Origin of the sequence: Laedolimicola sp. (assembly GCF_051972735.1) — a bacterium.
Taxonomy (GTDB): domain Bacteria; phylum Bacillota; class Clostridia; order Lachnospirales; family Lachnospiraceae; genus Laedolimicola; species Laedolimicola intestinihominis.
The window spans coordinates 28,474-45,021 of sequence record NZ_JBOKYU010000010.1 but is presented as its reverse complement, the minus strand read 5'-3'; the positions used below and the strand labels follow the sequence as shown (position 1 = coordinate 45,021).

The window sequence follows — 16,548 nt, the reverse complement described above, 5'->3', positions numbered from 1 at the left end:
AAGATCTTTTTACAGGGAAATGATAAAATACATTCAGATAAGTATTCTGGCAGTTCTCATGGCGCTCCTTGTAGGCGGCGCATTGTGGGCGGCGGAAGGCTTTTCTGCGCCCGGGAAAAGCGCGGAGGCTTTGGCGGATGCAGGGATGGATTCCCTGGAAAATGCGGACACTGAGAAAACAGGAAAGCTGTCAGTGGAAGTACCGACCGTACATGTGTTGACGCCGTCCGGAAAATCAGAAGCCTCTGAAGCTTGGGCAGAGGAATCGGAAGGTGCAGAAGCCTCGGATGGAGAGAACCGGAAAGAGGATGTTGCCTTATTGTTTGCAGGCGACCTGTTTCTGACTGATGTTTTACAGGAAAAATACGAGCGAAATGGCATTTCTGCAGCGGCCACATCAGATTTGCTTTCCATTACCCGCGGCGCCGATATCTTCATGCTGAATCAGGAATTTCCTTTTGGAACTACCGGTGAGGCAATGGAAGATAAGCAATATACCTTCCGGGTGGATCCCAAATATGCATCTGTATTACCGGAGCTGGGGGCAGATATCGTGACCCTGGCCAATAATCATATGCTGGATTTCGGCAGAGGGCCGCTTGCCGAGACATTAACGGCACTGGACGGAGCGGGCATTCTCCATGTGGGAGCAGGGCAGAACCTGGAGGAGGCAAAGGCTCTGAAAACCATGGAGGCAGGCGGACGGGTCATTGGCTTTCTGGGAGCCACCCGTGTGATTCCGGAGCATTCCTGGACTGCGTCTCAGAGCAATTCCGGTCTCTTTACCACCTATGATCCGACGAAGCTTCTGGGGGAGATACAGGCGGCGAAGCAGCAGTGCGACTATGTAGTGGTCTATGTCCATTGGGGAATCGAGCGGAACACAGAGCCGGAGGAGTATCAGAAGTCCTTGGCCCGCCAGTATATCGACGCCGGGGCAGACGCTGTAATTGGCGCGCACCCCCATGTGCTGCAGGGGATTGAATATTATCAGGGAAAACCGATTTTTTATAGCCTGGGCAATTTTATTTTCGCGAACCGGACCTACGAAACCATGATGGCAGAGCTGACCATTACAGACGACGGCATAGAGGTAAGGGTGATTCCCTGTGTCAGTACGGCCAACCAGATGGGACTGATGGATGGCAGTGAGCGGGCAGCCTTCTATGGAAATCTGCAGGGGCTGTGCTTCGGCGGCGTTACGATAGGGGAAGATGGAAGCGTCAGGGAGTAAGAAAAAAAGATGTATAAATTATCAGAAAAATATAAAAAATACGTGAAAAATAAAGAAATTAAAAATTTTGAAAAAAACACTTGCATTTCCCCTTGTCTTATTATATACTAAACAAGTCGCAAGCGAGCGGCACAAAAGAATAAGGAAATGGTCGATTGGTCAAGCGGTTAAGACGTCGCCCTCTCACGGCGAAAACAGGGGTTCGATTCCCCTATCGACTGCTGAAAAGCTTCTGGTTATCCAGGAGCTTTTTGTTTTATGCAACAGGAAATTCCTATGGAATCCCCTGTTACATAAAAAATATTATCGCACTGTGGAGAAGTGGAAGAAACTGGCATGGATTAACAATATTTGATGCTTGACAAGAAAAGAAAAAATATGTTATATATTTAACGGAGTGAGTGCCGACTAACAGAAATGTTGGGCCGGTGAAAAGGGAAACAGGTGTAAATCCTGTGCGGTGCCGCCGCTGTAAGCGCAAAGTTTCAGGGCCGTTTTCCTTCACTGTCCGTAAGGTACAGGAAATGGTACGGGACGGGAAGAAGGAAGACAAAAAAGGCCGGCGTAAGTCAGAAGACCTGCTTATTCTGCTTTTGCTGTCACGGTCCATGACATTTGCGAAAGATAGAGGGCGCAGTGCGTCCGGATGCCGAATACGGGTGCATCATCTGATCAGAAGTGATTGGGTGGTGCTTTTTTTATGGACGAATCATTTTACAGAACGAAGGAGAAGAAACATGAAGAAGAAAGTAGTAAGCGTACTCTTAAGTACCTGTCTCGCGGCAGGCCTGCTGGCAGGCTGTGGTTCCAAGGCAGCGGACACCACAACAGAGGAGAACACAGAGGCTGCCGAAAGCGCCGACGAGACAAAGGAGACTGCAGACGCAGACGACGCCTATGAGCCGGTTACCATTACCCTGAACCTGGAGCGTTCCGGACTGGGTGAGAACGTAGAGTACACCATCACCAAAATGCCCTCCGCTGTGGTAGCTTCCGGTGACCAGATGGCAGATTTTTTCTTTGATCTGGGATTGCAGGATCAGATGGCAGGCTATACCAAGGGCTTTTGCTGGAGTACGGCTTCCGAGTATCCGGCCCGCGATCAGGTTCCCCAGCTGATGAACCCGGGCGAAGGCCTGACAAATCTGTCCAAGGAAGAGCTGCTGGCAACCGGCTGCGATTTCCTGATGGGCTGGGATTCCACATTTTCCGATAAGAATTTCAACAAGGATTTCTGCGATGAGAATGGTATCGCCATGTATTTCCCGTATGTATGCACAGACAGCGCAACCTTTGCGGATCTGTATAAGGACTACGAAACTCTGGGCGAGATCTTCAAGGTGCAGGATCTGGCAGCTGAGAAGGTACAGGCTATGAAGGATACCCTGCAGGAGGTGCAGGACGCTCTGGGTGATGAGGCCTATGAGAATCCGGTAAAAGTATTTGCTTATGATTCCGGAGAGGATGTACCGTTTACCGCTTGCCAGGGCATGCCGGGCGACATCATCAAGAAGGCCGGCGGTATCTCCATCTTCGATGATATCGAAGCAGGCTGGGCAAAGCCCTCCTGGGAGGAAGTAGTAGAGCGTGATCCGGACGTGATTCTGATTCTGGAGTATACCGGAGACGATGTAGCAGAGAAGCGGGAGTTCCTGGAGACCAATGAATTCACCAAGGATCTGCGCGCCGTAAAGGAAGGCAGAATCTACTCCGTATGCTGCAGCGATATGCAGGGTAGCGCAGGAAGCGCCAACGCGGTTAAGACCATTGCAGAGCAGCTGTATCCGGATAAATTCTAACAGGGGGAAAGACAGGGGAGTGAAAGCTCCCCGTTTTTCTTGCTCATTCTATTTGTGTTCACGAAGGAGGAATCTATGAAAGGAACAGTAAAATCGGGCAAAGGCCGCTTCCTTGTGACGCTGCTGCTGGTATTGCTGCTGATTGCCGCGGTATTGACCATATCCGTAACCATCGGCGCAGTGAACGTCTCAGCAGGCGATATTGGAAAAATTCTGGTAAATAAAATCTCTGGGAAGGATATCTTTCGAATTGCCTGGGAGGGCAAGACGGAAAATATCATCTGGAATATCCGGTTTCCCCGCGTGCTGATGGCCTTTATCGTAGGTGCGGGACTGGCGCTGTGCGGCGTCCTGATGCAGGCGCTGACCAAGAATCCCCTGGCAGATCCCTATGTACTGGGTATCTCCTCCGGAGCTTCTGCCGGAGCAGTCTGTGCCATCCTGCTTGGTTGGTTCAGCTTTATGGGCGGATATTCCGTTATCTTTGGCGCTACCATGGGAGCGGCTGTCTCCATCTGTCTGTCTTTAAGTATCGCCTCCATTCATGGCCGGATTACCTCGACGCAGCTGGTGCTGGCGGGTATCGCGACTTCCGCCCTGTTTTCAGCCTTTACCAATCTGATGGTATACGGAATCAATACGGGATCGGATAAGACGAAGATGGCGCTCTATTGGATGGTAGGATCCTTAAGCGGAGCCACCTGGAGCAAGCTGAGATATGTGGTGGTGGTTGGCGTTGTGGTAATCGTGGTCATTTTCCTGTTCGCGAAGGAGCTGGATGTATTGCTTCTGGGCGACGACGTGGCGGAAACTCTGGGTGTGGATACCCGTAAAATGAAACTGGTTATTATTGCGGCTTCCACGATCCTGACCGGCGTTGTGGTATCCGTCAGCGGCGTTATCGGATTTGTGGGACTGGTTGTACCCCATATTATGCGAAGCTTTGTGGGATCCGGACACAGACGGCTGATCCCCATGGCGATTCTGGGAGGAGGACTCTTCACAATGCTTACCGATCTGATTTCACGCACCATCATTGCTCCGTCTGAATTGCCCATAGGCGTGGTGGCGGCCTTTTTCGGCGCGCCCTTCTTCCTGTATCTGATTCGCCGGGGCAATATGGGAAAAAAGTAGAGGAGGCAGAGTATGAGTTTACAGGTAAAAAATCTGGATTATCAGATAGACGGAAAAAGCATTCTGGAACAAATCTGCCTGGAAGTGCAGGACGGCGAGTTTGTGGGCCTGGTTGGTCCCAATGGCTGCGGCAAATCTACGCTTCTCAAAAATATCTACCGAACCTACAAGCCGGGCCGGGGTACCGTTTTTCTGAATGAAAAGGATGTGCTGGATTTTTCCTTCAAAAAAATGGCCGGGGAAATGGCAGTCATGGCCCAGGAAAATCATGTGGAGTTTGATTTCGAGGTGCGGGATATGGTCATGTTCGGCCGGTACGCCAAGAAAAAATTCCTGCAGGGGGATTCGGCGGAGGACAAGAAGCTCTGTGAAAAATGCCTGAAGGAAGTGGGACTGTCCGGCTACGAGCACCGTTCCTACTTAAGCCTGTCCGGCGGCGAGAAGCAGCGTGTGCTGCTGGCCCGGGTGCTGATGCAGGAGAGTGCCTTTATTGTGCTGGATGAGCCCACGAACCATCTGGATGTGAGCTATCAGTATCAGATTATGGATATTTTAAAGGGGCAGGACGTGACGGTATTTTCATCTATTCATGACCTGAATCTGGCGGCCCTGTACTGCGATCGGATTATTTTCATGTATCAGGGGAAGATTGTGGATTACGGTACGCCGGAAGAGGTGCTCACAAAAGAAAATATCCGGGAGTACTTTGGAATCGAAGCGCAGATCACAACCAATACGGCCACGGGAAAACGGCAGATCTATTATCTGCCGGGCTGGATAAAAAGCGGAAAAAGGGCTTGACAAAACCAGTTTCCCCTGCCTATAATAAACGCAGATTTACACATAAACCAAAAGGCTTTGACGGGAACAAGTAGAAGTCGGAGGGAGCGGACAGAAAGCAGCCGGGCGATGAGAGGCGCGCGTATCTCCTGATTTTGAATACATCCCCGAGCTTCGTACCGAACCCATTTCCGGAAGCAGTTTTCCGGGGCAGGAAGTAGGCTGCGACGGAATCCCGCACCCGTTAGCGTGCTAGAGTGTCGATAGCTGGCACTTGAAGAGGTAAGCAGCGCGAGCTGTTTATGAAAAAAAGGTGGTAACACGAGCGTAACCCTCGTCCTTTTAAGAAAGGATGAGGGTTTTTTGCACGAAGCCCGTGAACCCTGGCTTTGAAAAAGCCAGGGTTTGCACAGCAGAGAGAATTTCTAATTAGGAGGAAGAGAACATGGCAGAAAATATTTATGACGTACTCATGGAGCGCGGCTTCATCGAGCAGTGTACCCATCCGGAGGAGGTAAGAGAGCTCCTCGGAAAGGAAAAAGTAACCTTTTACATCGGCTTTGACGCCACTGCAGACAGCCTGACCGCAGGACATTTCCTGACCATCATGGCCATGATGCACATGCAGCGGGCAGGACATCGTCCCATCGCCCTTTTAGGCGGCGGAACTACCATGGTAGGCGATCCCTCCGGTAAGTCCGATATGCGTAAGATCATGACAAAGGAAACCATCCAGCACAATGCAGAATGTTTCAAGAATCAGCTGTCCCGTTTCATCAACTTTGACAACGACAACGCGATTCTGGCCAATAACGCGGACTGGCTGCTGGATCTGAATTATGTGGATTTCCTGCGTGAGGTGGGAGCGCATTTCTCCGTAAACCGGATGCTGAACGCGGAGTGCTACAAGCAGAGAATGGAGAAGGGACTGACCTTCTTTGAGTTTAACTACATGATCATGCAGTCCTACGATTTCCTGAAGCTGAACCAGATGTACGGCTGCCAGATGGAGCTGGGCGGCAATGACCAGTGGTCCAATATCATCGGCGGCGTAGAGCTGATCCGCAGAAAAGAGAATAAGCCGGCATACGGTCTGACCTTCAAGCTTCTGACCACCAGCGAGGGCATCAAGATGGGCAAGACCATGAAGGGCGCCGTGTGGCTTGATCCGGAGAAAACCTCTCCCTACGAGTTTTACCAGTACTGGAGAAATATCGAAGACGTGAAGGTAGAGGAGTGTCTGGGACTTCTGACCTTCCTGCCGATGGACGAGGTTCGTCGCCTGGGAGCTCTGGAGGGCGCGGAAATCAATCATGCAAAAGAGGTTCTGGCATACGAGATCACCAAGATTGTACACGGCGAGGAAGAAGCTAAGAAAGCACAGGAGGCTGCAAGAGCCCTGTTCGCCAACGGCGGCAAGACCGACGATATGCCCACCACCACCTACGCGAAGGCCGAGCTGGACGAGGGTAAGGATATCCTGACGCTTCTGGTGGAGACCAAGCTTGCTCCCACCCGTTCCGAGGCGAGACGTCTGGTACAGCAGGGCGGCGTGACGGTTAATGATGTAAAGGTAACAGATGTGTACCAGAAATTTACCACGGGCGATATGGACGCCGACGGAGCGTTGGTGCTTCGCAAGGGTAAGAAGGTATACCACAAGGTAAAGGCTGATTAATATGGAAGAAAGACAGTATCTTTCCCGCGTCCGCGCCTTTCTGGAGGAAAAGGGCTGGGAATATGAATATACGGAGGAGGACGGGCTTGGCAGCGTTGACTTCTCCTACCGCGGCGTCCCCTATCACATCTGGGAGTTTGAGGAAAACGGTGAGCGCGGCGCAGAGACCAATCTCTACCACGGCGGCCGTCAGCAGGAGGTCCTCGGCGACTACGAGGAAGAGCTGATCCGGGAAATGAAACGCTGGTAATTGACAAACCCTATTCCAGAATTTATAATAAAAAAGATTATGGAATAGAGACAGCCCGTTGATAAGAACGGGCTTAGGAGGGAACAAATGAAACAGTATGGCGTAAATGAACTTCGAAGAATGTTCTTGGAATTTTTTGAGAGCAAGGGACATCTGGCAATGAAGAGTTTTTCTCTTGTACCTCACAATGATAACAGTCTTCTGCTGATCAACTCCGGTATGGCTCCGCTGAAGCCGTATTTCACAGGCGCGGAGATTCCGCCCCGTCGCAGAGTGACCACCTGTCAGAAATGTATCCGTACAGGCGATATTGAAAATGTAGGAAAGACCGCCCGTCACGGCACCTTCTTTGAGATGCTGGGCAATTTCTCCTTCGGCGATTACTTCAAGGACGAGGCGATTCACTGGACCTGGGAGTTCCTGACCGAGGTGGTGGGACTGGACAAGGATCGTCTGTATCCGTCCGTTTACGTGGAGGACGACGAGGCGTTCAACATCTGGAATAAGGAAATCGGGATTCCGGCAGAGCGGATCTTCCGCTTCGGCAAGGAGGATAACTTCTGGGAGCACGGCGCAGGCCCCTGCGGTCCCTGTTCCGAAGTATATTATGACAGAGGCGAGAAGTATGGCTGCGGCAAGCCGGGATGTACCGTAGGCTGCGACTGCGACCGCTACATGGAGATCTGGAACAACGTATTTACCCAGTTTGACAACGACGGCCACAACAACTATACCGAGCTGAAGCAGAAGAACATTGATACCGGTATGGGTCTGGAGCGTCTGGCAAGCGTGGTGCAGGACGTGGATTCCATCTTTGACGTGGATACCGTAAGAGCGCTCCGGGACAAGGTCTGCGAGCTGGCTCACACCGAATACAAGAAGGACGAACAGAAGGACGTATCGATTCGTCTGATTACCGACCATATCCGTTCCGCTACCTTTATGATTTCCGACGGTATTATGCCCACCAATGAGGGACGGGGCTATGTACTGCGCCGTTTGATCCGCCGGGCAGCCCGCCACGGACGTCTCCTTGGCATCGAGGGTAAGTTCCTGGCCAAGCTTAGCGAGACTGTCATCGAGGGATCCAAGGACGGTTATCCGGAGCTGGACGAGAAGCGCGAGTTCATTTTCAAGGTTCTCGACCAGGAGGAAGAAAAATTCAATAAGACCATCGACCAGGGCTTAAGCATTCTGGCAGACATGGAAGCAGAGATGGAAGCAAAGGGTGAGAAGGTGCTTTCCGGTGAGAATACCTTCAAGCTGTATGATACCTATGGCTTCCCGGTAGACCTGACCAAGGAGATCCTGGAGGAGAAGGGCCTGTCCGTAGACGAGAAGGGCTTCCAGGCAGCCATGGAGGAGCAGCGTGTCAAGGCAAGAGAGGCCCGCGCGGTGACCAACTACATGGGAGCCGACGCTACCGTGTACGATCAGATCGATCCGAAGGTGACTTCTGCCTTTGTAGGCTATGACAGCCTGACCGCAGAGTCCGAGATTACCGTACTGACCACCGACAGCGAGCTGACAGAGGCGCTGACCGACGGCCAGAGCGGAACCATTTTCGTAAAGGAGACCCCGTTCTACGCTACCATGGGCGGTCAGCAGGGGGATACCGGCGTGATCCGTTCCGAGAACGGCGAGTTCGAGGTACAGGATACCATCAAGCTCCGCGGCGGCAAGATTGGCCATGTGGGACGTGTGACCAAGGGTATGTTCAAGGTATCCGATCAGGTAACCCTGGAGGTGGCAGCCAAGAAGCACGCGGATACCTGTAAGAACCACAGTGCTACCCATCTGCTTCAGAAAGCCCTGAAGACTGTCCTCGGCAGCCATGTAGAGCAGAAGGGCTCTCTGGTAACCCCGGATCGTCTCCGCTTTGACTTCTCTCATTTCGAGGCTATGACGCCGGAGGAGATCGAGAAGGTTGAGGCTCAGGTAAATCAGGAAATCCAGGCGGCGCTTCCGGTTGTGACGGACGTTATGGATATCGAGGAAGCGAAGAAGACCGGAGCGATGGCTCTGTTCGGCGAGAAGTACGAAGAGAAGGTGCGTGTGGTATCCATGGGCGACTTCTCCAAGGAGCTTTGCGGCGGTACCCATGTGGCGAACACCTCTCAGATCATGGTATTCAAGATTGTATCCGAGGCAGGTATCGCTGCGGGCGTGCGCCGTATCGAGGCGCTGACCGGCGACGGCGTATTTGCTTATTATAAGAATGTGGAGGAGCAGCTTCAGGAGGCAGCTAAGACAGCCAAGACTACTCCGGTAAACTTAACTGAGAAGATTGAGCATCTGTTGGCAGAGATCAAAGAGCTGCACAGCGAGAACGAGGCTCTGAAGAGCAAGGCGGCGAAGGACGCCCTGGGCGACGTGATGGATCAGGTGAGAGACATAAACGGCGTCAAGGTACTGGCAGCCAAGCTGGAGGGCGTAGATATGAACGGTCTCCGGGATCTGGGCGATCAGCTGAAGGAAAAGCTGGGTGAAGGCGTGGTCGTATTGGCCAGCGCCGTTGATGGCAAGGTAAGTCTCATGGCCACCGCCACTGACGGAGCTCAGAAGAAGGGCGCTCACGCAGGCAACCTGATTAAAGCCATTGCAGGCCTCGTAGGAGGTGGCGGCGGCGGACGTCCCGGCATGGCACAGGCCGGCGGCAAGAATGCGGATGGCATCGACGCAGCCATCGCCAAGGCAGCCGAGGTAGCAGCCGAGCAGATGAAATAAAAATTACACAGATGTATATCAGAGAACCGGCAGGAGCGAAAGCAAACTGCCGGTTCTTTTTTTGGCCTGCCCTCACATATATTGTCTTAAGAGGTGAGAGGACATGCAGCCAACTAATTCACAACCAAAAACAGAACCATATCAGGTATCGCCGCCCCCACAGGAAGCAATTTCCGCTATCCTGTCCCTGCCGCTCCGCCAGCTTCTGAAAAAAGTCAATTTAGACTGGAAGGAGCTGCAGGAAATCCGCCTGTCTCAGGCGCGCCCCTTGACTCTCTGGTATCGGGGACGGGAAACCTTCCTGACCGAGGATGGCTATGAAACGGGAAGCCCAAAATCCGCTCACCAGGTCACTGCACAGGAGCTCCGCGAAACCCTGGAATTTGCCGGAGCCTATTCCCTCTATGCTTATGAGGATGAAATCCGTCAGGGGTATCTTACCCTGCCCGGCGGTCACCGCATCGGCGTCACAGGAAAAGCAGTGACGGAAAACGGCCAGGTTAAAACCCTTCGCTATATCACCAGTCTGAACATTCGAGTCGCCCATGAGGTCAAAGGCTGCGCCGACGCCGTCCTGCCCTGGCTCTACAGCTCGGAAGGCCTCTGCCATACGCTTCTGATCTCCCCGCCCCGCTGCGGTAAGACCACATTGCTGCGGGATCTAATCCGTCAGATCTCCAATGGCCGTACCGGTTTTCGGGGAATGCGGGTAGGCGTAGTGGATGAGCGAAGCGAAATTGGCGGAAGTCACTTAGGCGTTCCGGGCCTGGATGTGGGAGTGCGAACTGACATTCTGGACGGCTGTCCCAAAGCCGAGGGCATGATGATGCTGGTGCGTTCCATGTCCCCGGAGCTCATCGCCGTGGATGAGATAGGTGGAAATGCAGATATGGAAGCTATGGAAAACGCCATTTCCTGCGGCTGTCGCATCCTGGCCACCGTACACGGAAGCAGCCTGGAGGAGATTCGTCAAAAGCCCCTGGTTTCGGGACTTTTGCAGACGGGAATTTTCGAACGCTTCGTGGTGCTGGATGCGCGGCATGGACCGGGAACCGTGCGAGCCATCCTGGACGGAAAGGGGAAGATCCTATGCTCAAAATCACAGGCGCCTGCCTGATTTTATGTTCGGCGGCAGGCATTGGGGCAAGCTTCAGCGGTGATTTAAAACGGCGCGTACGGGAGCTCCGTATCCTGAAGCAGCTGGTCTACATGCTTCAGGGTGAGATACGCTACGCCCGCCTGCCTCTTCCGGAGGCATTCTGTCATGTGTCTGTGCGGCTGCCAGTGCCCTTCGGTACTTTTTTGTCCGAAACTGCGGACGAGCTGAAAAAAGCGGATGGACGGACGCTGGGAGAGGTCTGGAAAATGGAAGAGGCAAAGCATCTGAAGGGACTGCATCTGGTGCGGGCTGACCTGGAGCAGCTGGAGAGTCTGGGCGAGGTGCTGGGGTATCTGGACGCGGAAATGCAGCTCGCAGCCATCCGGCTTTATCTGGAACAGCTGGAGAACAGTATCGCTGAGGCGCAGGAGCATATGGGTAGCAGGCAGAAGCTTTATCAGAGCCTGGGGATCGCAGGCGGTGTATTCCTGGTGATACTTTTGCTTTGATTTCACAGAGGGAGGAATTATGAGTGTGAATCTCATTTTTAAAATCGCGGCAGTGGGAATTCTGGTGTCAGTGATCTGTCAGGTCTTGAAGCACAGCGGACGGGAGGAGCAGGCCTTTCTCACCAGTCTGGCGGGACTGGTACTGGTGCTGTTCTGGATTCTGCCCTACATCTTTGAACTGTTTGATACTATGAAGCAGCTGTTTGCACTCTAGCTTCATTTCAGGAGAGGGGGAAATGAGATGATCCAGGCAGTCATGATTGGAATTACCGGCGTTTTTCTGGCTCTGTTTCTGAAACAGACAAAACCGGAATATGCCGTCTGTGTCAGCGCCGGAACGGGTATTTTGCTGCTTTTTCCTGTGGCAGAGCGCTTAAGTCTGGTGATAGAAAATATCCGTCTGATTCAGAGTGCCATTTCCATCCAGAGCGCCTACATTCAGGTATTGCTGAAAATCATCGGCATCACCTACATCTCAGAATTTGCCGCCGATATCTGTCGGGACGCAGGCTGCGCTGCAGTGGCCGGGCAGATCGGCGTTTTCGCGAAGCTGTCCATTCTGGCGGTCAGCATGCCTATTGTGAGCGCGCTGCTTCAGACGATACAGAGCTTCCTGGGAGGGTGAGTATGGACACGTTTACACTGGAACAACTGGATTTTTCGGAGATTCAGAGGGCCATGGACGAGATCCTGAACCAGAGCTTTTCCTTTCGGGATACGGTGCTTTCCCTGCTGTCCGGGGAGCAGCCCTTTACGCTGGAGAGCTTTTTTCGGACGGCGCTTACGGAAGCGGGACGGAGCTTCACCCAGGATAAACAGATATTTGTGTCGATTCTGGTACTGGGGATTGCGGCGGCGCTCCTTAAGAATTTTACTGACGTATTTAAAAATGATCAGATCGGGGAAATCAGTTTTGAAATGACCTATCTGCTGCTGTTCCTTTTGCTGCTGCAGGTATTTTCCGGGGCGGCAAAGCTGGCTGGACAGGTATTCGCTTCGGTGCAGGAGTTTATGAAGGCCCTGATTCCGGCCTGGTGCCTGGCGGTGACCCTGTCGGCGGGCGGTGCTACAGCGCTGGTGTTTTACCAGTTCCTGTTGGGCCTTATCTACGCGCTGGACTGGCTGATTGGCGAGGCGCTGCTGCCGGTATTGAACCTGTATATGCTTCTGGTTTTCATCAATCATCTGACAAAGGAGGAATACCTGTCCCAGATGACTGAGCTTACGGGAAAAGCGGTGGGCTGGGCGCTGAAAATTCTGCTGACGGCGGTGGTGGGGTTCAACACGATTCAGGGGATGATTACCCCGGCCATTGATTCCCTGAAAAATACGGCTTTTACGAGGGCCGCCCGGATGCTGCCCGGCGTCGGTAACGCGGCAGGCGGCGTGGCAGATGTGCTGTTGGGCTCTGCGGTGCTTCTGAAAAATGGCGTGGGGGCGTCTGCGGTGCTGGTGCTGGCCCTGCTTTGCCTGGGACCGCTGGTGCAGCTTGGCGTGCTGACCCTGCTTTTAAAGGGAACCGCCGCCCTGATTCAGCCGGTTTGCGATAAGCGCTTTTCGGGCTGTGTGTCCGGGGCTGGAGAGGGCGTAAGACTTTTATTTCAGGCGGTTTTTACGGTGACCGTGCTCTTTGTGATGACCATTGTGGTGGTGACCGTGTCGGTGCGTGGGTAGGAGGCAGGGATGAAAGAGTTTCTATATGGCTGGATTCGTGACATCGCGTTTTATGCTATCCTGATGACCGTAATTCTCCATCTTCTGCCGGAGGAAGGCCAGAAGAAATATGTCCGTTTTTTCATGGGGATTGTGCTGATGCTGGTGGTGCTGTCGCCTCTGTTATCCGTGGCAGGCCTGTCTGGTACGCTGGACAGCATTTACGCAGAGCAGACCTATGACGAGGAGCTTCAGGATTTCACGCGGCGGCAGGCGGAACTGGAAGTGGACTATGCGCGGGAGATAGAAAAGCGGAAGCAGGAGCTGACCGGGGACGGCACAGAAAATCCGGCGGACGGAGAGGAGGAGCAAGGTGGAAGCTCAGACATCAAAGTGGAAATTGTACTGGATGAGTAAGCTGAAGAAGCCGAAAAAGGAGCGGCTGGTGGTACTCCTGCTTTTTGGTGTTCTGCTGGTGGTAATTGCACTTCCGACTACGACGGGGACTATGGGGGCAGACAAAAAAGACGCGGACATTTCCGGGACCCAGGGGGCAGCAGGGACAGATACTGCCACATTAACCTATGAAGAACAGCTGGAAAAGCGTCTGTCTGCCATCCTAAGCCAGGTGGCAGGCGCAGGTCGGGTGGAGGTCATGGTGACTCTGGAATCCCGGGGAGAACGGATCGTGGAGAAGGATACGCCGGAATCCCGGAAAAGTGTGGAAGAAACGGACAGCAGTGGCGGAAGCCGCACCACCGACGAGCAGGACTGGGGCGAAGAGACGGTATATTTTGAGGACGGCAGCGGCGGCAAAAGCCCCTATGTGGTGAAGGAGCTGGAGCCGAATATCGAAGGAGTGTTGGTGTTGGCGGAGGGCGGCGACAGTGCCGTGGTGAAGCAGGAGCTTCTGGAGGCTGTGCAGGCATTATTTCCCATCGAGGCGCATAAAGTAAAAATAATGAAGTTGGAGGGTGCAAAGTGAAAAACATATTTAAAAAGAACCAGATGATCATCACCGCGCTTGCCATTATGATTGCGGTGGCCGGGTATTTAAATTATTCCGGCAGCAAGCTCAGTGGCGCGAAGTTGCAGACCGGAGGCGACGCATCTGCCGCGGATGAAGCGTCCGCCGCGGACGACATTTCCGCGGAGGATCTCTATGCCCAGACCGGACTGGAGGAGCTGCAGTTCGCAGATGGCGATATCCAAAGCCTGGATTCCGACGGGGAAGAGACGGCGGAAGTGGAGGAGGGAGAAGAACCCGGTGAGGCGGTGCTGGCCAGTTCTTCGGCGGGAACCGGCTTCGCGGCGGAGGCGAAGCTTAGCCGGGAGCAGCTGCGCTCCAAAAACAAGGAAACCCTTCTGGAGGTTATCAACAATACCAATATCTCCGAAGCCCAGAAGCAGGAGGCAGTGGACAGCATGGTGGAGCTGACGGATATCGCCGAGAAGGAAGCAGCGGCGGAAATCCTGCTGGCAGCCAAGGGCTTCGAGGACGTGGTGGTCAGTATTACCGACGGCCAGGCCGATGTGGTGGTTAATATGGAAAATGTGGACGACGCGGGCAGGGCCCAGATTGAGGATATTGTAAAGCGGAAAACCGGGATCTCCGGAGAGAACATTGTAATTACCCCGGCGGCACAGATGGAGTAGAGGTGGCTTTACAGAGAAGAAGATTTCTTGTATAATCAGACGTGCAATGTTATAGAAAATGTTAGAAACAAACAGGAAAGAGCAGTTCCTGACAAAAGGAACTGCTCTGAAGCGATGCTACAGAAAAGAGAAGAGACCCATGGCGAACTTAAATACGAGACAGAAAAAATGTTTGGAACTCTTATTAAATGAGCAGAAATTTCGCTCCGCCAAGTATCTGGCGGAAAAACTCCAGGTATCGGACAAAACAGTTTTACAGGATATCAAGGCGATTCAGGAATATCTGAATCCATTTCATGTGACCTTGATTCGCAAGACGGGAAGCGGCATTTTGCTTCCGGCGAAAGCCAGGGGAAATCAGGAACTGCTGAACGGCCTGCGCAGCAACGCAGATGAGGAAGGCCCTGTGCCTGCGGAATTCAGGCGGATGGAGATTATTAAACGTCTGCTTTTGATGGATGAGAGCTGCCTGTCGATACAGAAGCTTTCAGATGAATTCTATGTGAGCAGAGCCAGTATTGTCAATGATTTTAAGGCCATTGAGAGCTGGGTGGCTGATTACGGGCTGACGCTGGTAACCAGCCGGAAGGGCAGAAGCCTGGAAGGGCCGGAAAAAGGAATTCGCCATGCGATTGCGGCCTGGGTGCGGGAGAATAATCCGTCCAAGAATACGGAGATTACGCCGGGCGAGTATATGCAGTCCGGTGAAGAAGAAACACATTTTATTCATACGGGTTTTTTTACAGAGGAAGAAGTAGAACTGTCCGGCGAGGTTATGCGGTATTTGGAACAGCAATGCAGCCACACGATTACGGAGCCTTATTACAGCTATCTGCGGGATCATATACTGATCTGCGCGTCCCGAACCAGGAGAGGCCATTTTATCGAATGGGATGAGCATAAATTCCCGAAAATTCAACCGGTGCTGCTGAATTTCGCGAAGGAGCTCCTGGGAATAATCCGCAAACACTGGGAGGCGGCAGAGCAGGAGAGCTTTTATCTGTACCGCTATCTGGTATCCTCTGATATTGTGCCGGGAAAACAGGAATATCCGAGAAAATCGGAGCAGAACTGTCTGGAGGAGACGGATTTTGCGCCGGTGCTGGTAAAGGAGCTGAGTCACTATATGCTGAAGGCTTTGCGGATCACAGTAGAGCCGGATTCTCAGCTGATGGAGGGACTGCTGGCCCATGTACGTCCGCTTCTGAACCGGGTGAAGTACGATATCCGGATTCAAAGCCGGATTCTGGAGGATATGGAGGCCAATTACGGAGAACTGCTGGGACTGTGTCAGGCGGCGCTCTGGTGTATCTGCCGGAAATACGGCAGGAAGGAGATCAGCATCAAGGAAGTCTCTTACATTGCAATCTATTATCAGGCAATGCTGGAAGCCAAACGCATGGAAAAGAAGATTCTGGTGGTCACGAACAGCGGATTTGGGGCGACACAGCTGCTGGAAACCAAGCTGCGCCAGTATTTTCCGACTTATCGTATCCTGGACGTGGTATCCATGATTCAGCTGGAGAAGCTTGCGTCTATGGAGCCTGTCGATTTTATTATTTCCACGGTGCCGCTGAAGAATATGGGAATTCCCTGTATCCAGGTGTCTTGCGTCATGTCGGACACGGATATCCGGAATATCCAGGATACCATCGCAGCCAGCTGGCTGGAGACGGATTTTTCGTTGGAGCGGCTGAGAAGGCAGTATGAAGAAGGAAATTTCGCACTGTATACGGTGGAGCAGGTAAAGGATAACTTTTTCCGCGGGACAATGCCTTATCAGGGAAAACGTCTGTCCTGGGGACATTGTCTGCAGGTGGCTATCGGTATTAACGCAGATGAGAAAACCTATGTATACCGCAGAGAAAATGAGACGGAAGTCTGGCACCTGGTCAGCTATGCCCGTACCTACGACGGGCTGCTGGAGCAGCTGGCAGAATCTTATCAGATTCTCTGCAGCTCCAAAGGCAGAGAAATGATGGAGAGATGTTACTCGACGGAGGATTTGAAACAGCTCTTCCTGTAAATA

16 protein-coding genes, 1 tRNA gene and 1 riboswitch are annotated in these 16,548 nt (G+C 52.8%); all 17 genes read left to right on the top strand.

Annotation, left to right across the window (positions count from 1 at the left end; genetic code table 11):
* The first annotated feature begins 19 nt into the window (after positions 1 to 19).
* The 17 genes from ACTRC3_RS04375 to ACTRC3_RS04295 all read left to right on the top strand — a co-directional run bounded on the left by ACTRC3_RS04375 (position 20) and on the right by ACTRC3_RS04295 (position 16,545).
* Complete coding sequence (locus ACTRC3_RS04375) at positions 20 to 1,234, top strand: CapA family protein (RefSeq protein WP_440321832.1); 1,215 nt, start codon at positions 20 to 22, stop codon at positions 1,232 to 1,234.
* A gap of 149 nt (positions 1,235 to 1,383) precedes the next feature.
* Positions 1,384 to 1,455, top strand: a tRNA-Glu gene (locus tag ACTRC3_RS04370).
* Between the two features lie 161 nt (positions 1,456 to 1,616).
* Positions 1,617 to 1,834, top strand: a riboswitch (cobalamin riboswitch).
* 137 nt (positions 1,835 to 1,971) lie between these two features.
* Positions 1,972 to 3,033, top strand: coding sequence for an ABC transporter substrate-binding protein (locus ACTRC3_RS04365; RefSeq protein ID WP_440321830.1), 1,062 nt, complete (start codon positions 1,972 to 1,974; stop codon positions 3,031 to 3,033).
* A gap of 75 nt (positions 3,034 to 3,108) precedes the next feature.
* Positions 3,109 to 4,167: a FecCD family ABC transporter permease gene (locus tag ACTRC3_RS04360; protein WP_440321828.1), complete on the top strand. Its 1,059-nt coding sequence runs from the start codon at positions 3,109 to 3,111 to the stop codon at positions 4,165 to 4,167.
* 12 nt (positions 4,168 to 4,179) lie between these two features.
* A complete protein-coding gene (locus tag ACTRC3_RS04355; protein WP_158362186.1) occupies positions 4,180 to 4,968 on the top strand; it encodes an ABC transporter ATP-binding protein in 789 nt (262 codons plus the stop codon).
* Between the two features lie 424 nt (positions 4,969 to 5,392).
* Positions 5,393 to 6,625: a tyrosine--tRNA ligase gene (tyrS, locus tag ACTRC3_RS04350; protein WP_440321826.1), complete on the top strand. Its 1,233-nt coding sequence runs from the start codon at positions 5,393 to 5,395 to the stop codon at positions 6,623 to 6,625.
* A gap of 1 nt (position 6,626) precedes the next feature.
* On the top strand, positions 6,627 to 6,875 hold the full coding sequence (locus ACTRC3_RS04345) for a kinase (protein ID WP_440321825.1): 249 nt from the start codon (positions 6,627 to 6,629) through the stop codon (positions 6,873 to 6,875).
* An 87-nt stretch (positions 6,876 to 6,962) separates the two neighbouring features.
* The gene (gene alaS, locus ACTRC3_RS04340) at positions 6,963 to 9,602 is read left to right on the top strand and encodes an alanine--tRNA ligase (protein ID WP_440321824.1); all 2,640 of its coding nucleotides are present in this window, start codon (positions 6,963 to 6,965) and stop codon (positions 9,600 to 9,602) included.
* 103 nt (positions 9,603 to 9,705) lie between these two features.
* The gene (spoIIIAA, locus tag ACTRC3_RS04335) at positions 9,706 to 10,719 is read left to right on the top strand and encodes a stage III sporulation protein AA (RefSeq protein ID WP_440321822.1); all 1,014 of its coding nucleotides are present in this window, start codon (positions 9,706 to 9,708) and stop codon (positions 10,717 to 10,719) included.
* Positions 10,692 to 11,210, top strand: coding sequence for a stage III sporulation protein AB (locus ACTRC3_RS04330; RefSeq protein ID WP_178039356.1), 519 nt, complete (start codon positions 10,692 to 10,694; stop codon positions 11,208 to 11,210). The genes spoIIIAA and ACTRC3_RS04330 overlap by 28 nt, the downstream gene beginning before the upstream one ends.
* 19 nt (positions 11,211 to 11,229) lie before the next feature.
* Positions 11,230 to 11,424: a stage III sporulation protein AC gene (gene spoIIIAC, locus ACTRC3_RS04325; RefSeq protein ID WP_158362197.1), complete on the top strand. Its 195-nt coding sequence runs from the start codon at positions 11,230 to 11,232 to the stop codon at positions 11,422 to 11,424.
* Positions 11,425 to 11,451: 27 nt separating this feature from the next.
* Complete coding sequence (locus tag ACTRC3_RS04320; protein WP_349164205.1) at positions 11,452 to 11,835, top strand: SpoIIIAC/SpoIIIAD family protein; 384 nt, start codon at positions 11,452 to 11,454, stop codon at positions 11,833 to 11,835.
* Between the two features lie 2 nt (positions 11,836 to 11,837).
* A complete protein-coding gene (locus tag ACTRC3_RS04315; protein ID WP_440321819.1) occupies positions 11,838 to 12,884 on the top strand; it encodes a stage III sporulation protein AE in 1,047 nt (348 codons plus the stop codon).
* 9 nt (positions 12,885 to 12,893) lie between these two features.
* Positions 12,894 to 13,280, top strand: a complete 387-nt coding sequence (locus ACTRC3_RS04310; RefSeq protein ID WP_440321817.1) for a stage III sporulation protein AF — start codon at positions 12,894 to 12,896, stop codon at positions 13,278 to 13,280.
* On the top strand, positions 13,273 to 13,848 hold the full coding sequence (locus tag ACTRC3_RS04305; protein ID WP_440321816.1) for a stage III sporulation protein AG: 576 nt from the start codon (positions 13,273 to 13,275) through the stop codon (positions 13,846 to 13,848). The genes ACTRC3_RS04310 and ACTRC3_RS04305 overlap by 8 nt, the downstream gene beginning before the upstream one ends.
* Complete coding sequence (locus ACTRC3_RS04300) at positions 13,845 to 14,519, top strand: SpoIIIAH-like family protein (protein WP_440321814.1); 675 nt, start codon at positions 13,845 to 13,847, stop codon at positions 14,517 to 14,519. Before ACTRC3_RS04305 ends, ACTRC3_RS04300 begins: the two co-directional genes overlap by 4 nt.
* 139 nt (positions 14,520 to 14,658) lie before the next feature.
* Positions 14,659 to 16,545 (top strand): BglG family transcription antiterminator, encoded by a 1,887-nt coding sequence (locus ACTRC3_RS04295; protein ID WP_440321812.1) that lies wholly within the window; start codon positions 14,659 to 14,661, stop codon positions 16,543 to 16,545.
* The last annotated feature ends 3 nt before the right edge of the window (positions 16,546 to 16,548 follow it).

Coding starts and splice junctions, on each gene's coding strand:
- ACTRC3_RS04330 (WP_178039356.1), top strand. CDS start 10,692: ATGCTCAAAATCACAGGCGCCTGCCTGATTTTATGTTCGGCGGCAGGC.
- ACTRC3_RS04365 (WP_440321830.1), top strand. CDS start 1,972: ATGAAGAAGAAAGTAGTAAGCGTACTCTTAAGTACCTGTCTCGCGGCA.
- tyrS (WP_440321826.1), top strand. CDS start 5,393: ATGGCAGAAAATATTTATGACGTACTCATGGAGCGCGGCTTCATCGAG.
- ACTRC3_RS04345 (WP_440321825.1), top strand. CDS start 6,627: ATGGAAGAAAGACAGTATCTTTCCCGCGTCCGCGCCTTTCTGGAGGAA.
- spoIIIAC (WP_158362197.1), top strand. CDS start 11,230: ATGAGTGTGAATCTCATTTTTAAAATCGCGGCAGTGGGAATTCTGGTG.
- ACTRC3_RS04310 (WP_440321817.1), top strand. CDS start 12,894: ATGAAAGAGTTTCTATATGGCTGGATTCGTGACATCGCGTTTTATGCT.
- ACTRC3_RS04320 (WP_349164205.1), top strand. CDS start 11,452: ATGATCCAGGCAGTCATGATTGGAATTACCGGCGTTTTTCTGGCTCTG.
- spoIIIAA (WP_440321822.1), top strand. CDS start 9,706: ATGCAGCCAACTAATTCACAACCAAAAACAGAACCATATCAGGTATCG.
- alaS (WP_440321824.1), top strand. CDS start 6,963: ATGAAACAGTATGGCGTAAATGAACTTCGAAGAATGTTCTTGGAATTT.
- ACTRC3_RS04360 (WP_440321828.1), top strand. CDS start 3,109: ATGAAAGGAACAGTAAAATCGGGCAAAGGCCGCTTCCTTGTGACGCTG.
- ACTRC3_RS04295 (WP_440321812.1), top strand. CDS start 14,659: ATGGCGAACTTAAATACGAGACAGAAAAAATGTTTGGAACTCTTATTA.
- ACTRC3_RS04355 (WP_158362186.1), top strand. CDS start 4,180: ATGAGTTTACAGGTAAAAAATCTGGATTATCAGATAGACGGAAAAAGC.
- ACTRC3_RS04375 (WP_440321832.1), top strand. CDS start 20: ATGATAAAATACATTCAGATAAGTATTCTGGCAGTTCTCATGGCGCTC.
- ACTRC3_RS04305 (WP_440321816.1), top strand. CDS start 13,273: ATGAGTAAGCTGAAGAAGCCGAAAAAGGAGCGGCTGGTGGTACTCCTG.
- ACTRC3_RS04315 (WP_440321819.1), top strand. CDS start 11,838: ATGGACACGTTTACACTGGAACAACTGGATTTTTCGGAGATTCAGAGG.